Raw genomic sequence first — 2,671 nt, 5'->3', positions numbered from 1 at the left:
GCATAAATGTCGATGCACTAAAACTACGCGCAGGATACGGTATTGCAGGTAATCAAAACATCCCTAATCTCGCTTATCGTTCGTTGTACAGGCCTGTTTTCTCAGATAATTCCGTAACCTATGTTTCAGATGGTCGTTTAGGAAATCCAAACCTGGTATGGGAAAAGCAAAAGCAGCTGAATTTAGGGGTAGATGTAGCCTTATTGAACAGTAGATTGTCATTTAGTGCCGATTATTTTGTAATTCATAATGATGATCTGTTAATGGAAAGAACTTTATCTACCACTTCAGGTTTTAAAAACACAATCGATAACGTAGGCTCATTATTAAACAAAGGAGTAGAGTTTAACGTTAACGCCAAGATTATTGACCAGGAGGATTTCAAATGGGATTTTGGTGTAAATCTTTCTTCTTATAAAAATAAGATCACAAAGTTATATGGAAGTGTTGACGCGATATATAATTATGGAGGATTTACCGGAGTAGATATACAGAGGGAAGGAAACTTGTTTTTAAATCAGTCACTAAATTCTATCTATACCTATAAATTTGAAAAAATAGCCCAACAATCAGATCTTGAGCGCATTAAGGATATTGATTATGGGGGACGCGTAATTCATCCAGGTGATATTATTCCGGTTGACGTTAATGGAGATAATAAGATAGATGATGCTGATAGAATTGTTGTTGGGAAAAAGGATCCTAAATTCTACGGCGGTTTCTCTACAAATTTTGCCTACAAAAACCTTTCATTAAACGCAGTATTTAACTACAACTACGGAGGCAAAGCGATTAGCGGTTTGTACGAAGGTTTGTTGAATGGTTCAGGAGAATATGCTGGCATTACTGATGTACTTGATCGCTGGACGCCTGAAAATACGAATTCTAACATTCCAAGAGCTTACACAGGCAGCGGACGTTATGGTGTCGGAGAAACTGATTACGCGGTCCAAAATGCCTCTTTCTTAAGAATGGCGGCACTTTCGTTATCGTATAACTTCACCGAAGGATTTGTTAAGAAAGCAAAAATGAGTAATCTGAGAGTGTATGTAACCGGAAGGAACCTCTTTACAATTACAAAGTATAAAGGATACGATCCTGAGGGTGGTGATGGGTACCCAACATCTAAAATGTTTGTTGCGGGTATAAATGTTGGATTTTAATATTACTAAGATGAAAAAGAAATATAGTTTAATAGTATTGGCATTTATTGTATTGCTAACTAGTGGTTCCTGCAAAAAATTCATCACAGAGGACCCGCAAACCGCCTTAACTGAAGAAGAGGTTTTTAAAAGTCTGGACAATATCGAACCGCTGGTTTTAGGTTTATATACCAGTTGGCGCAACACCAAAAAAGACAGAGGTGGCTTTATCTTTACCATGGGTACTGATGAGGCACAACAAGGAGCTTATCAGGTTCGGACTGACGATCGTCAGGCTGGTATCGACAGATATAATGGTTTCCTTAGCGCTAGTAACACTGCACTTGCAGAGCAATGGAACAGCAGGTGGCCAGTTATATCTGCAGCGGCAAAAGTAGTCTACGCTTTGGGTTTAAATTCAGAGGAATCTGAACGCAAAAATATTATCCTTGGTGAGGCCAGCTTCATTAGAGCCGCGCTTACATTTGAAATGACTCAATACTGGGGTGAAATTCCTATTATCGATCAAGCTAAATTCAAGGAGTATGGCACCAAGCGTCAACCGTTAAATATGGTTTACAATTTCATCATTGCCGATTTGGAGAATGCAGTTAAATATTTGCCTGTAAGCCAAACCGACAAGAGGAGGGCCACTAAGGGGGCTGCCCAGGCTTTACTTGGAAAAGTTTATTTGTATGCTCCTGAAGCCTCTGGAGCAAAAGATTATGCAAAGGCGAGAGATATGTTTAAACAGGTTGTAGAAAATGGAGGTTATAGTCTTGTACCTAAATATGCTGATCTATGGGATCCAACCAAACAGAACACTACTGAATCCATTTATGAATTTAAGTTCAACAATGTTTATCCAGACAACAACCAAACACAATGGCAAATGGGTTCGCGCTCATTAGCTGAAGTAGACCAGTATTGCTATTTTGGTGGTTATGACTTAATGGTTCCTACCAAATACTGTTATCAGACTACAGCAGATGGCGGTGTATGGGAAGACGGGGACGTTAGAAAAAACGAAAGTATCCGCTATGATTTCACCTACAAAGGTAAGGTCCCAACGTTAAATCCAGCATTTGGAGGTGATGAGCTTGATCCTCACGTTAAGAAATTTGAAGATCCGAGAACAGAGGGCACACTTAGCTTCTGGCTATCAGGGAAAAACATATTTTATCTGCGTTATGCAGACATTCTGTTATGCTATGCTGAAACATTAAATGAAACAGGCGCCACTTCGCAAGCTGTGGATCTAATTAATAGCACCATTAGAACAAGGGCCTGGAACGGTAATTTGCCAGCAGATAAAAGATGGAATGCAGGTATGTCTCAACAAGACTTCAGAACGAATATCATGGACGAAAGGATGCGCGAGCTGTGTTTCGAAGGATGGAGACGGATGGATCTAATCAGAACAGGTAAACTGGTTGAGCTTGCAAAACAAAGAAATAAATGGACCAAAGAATCTGGAAGTATCCAGGAATATCATACCCGCTATCCAATTCCATTGCAGGAGATCAAAC

General features: G+C 39.6%; 2 protein-coding genes. Both read left to right on the top strand.

The window, feature by feature from the left end; genetic code table 11:
- Positions 1 to 1,163: SusC/RagA family TonB-linked outer membrane protein (locus AC1DDX_RS26230; RefSeq protein ID WP_477622900.1), on the top strand; the 1,163-nt coding region annotated here is incomplete at its 5' end.
- Positions 1,164 to 1,173: 10 nt separating this feature from the next.
- Positions 1,174 to 2,671: RagB/SusD family nutrient uptake outer membrane protein (locus AC1DDX_RS26225; RefSeq protein ID WP_477622899.1), on the top strand; the 1,498-nt coding region annotated here is incomplete at its 3' end.

This window comes from Pedobacter sp. 10L46_2 (genome assembly GCF_056395165.1).
Note: the sequence above shows the minus strand (reverse complement) of the source record. Positions and strands in the feature narration are given on the sequence as shown.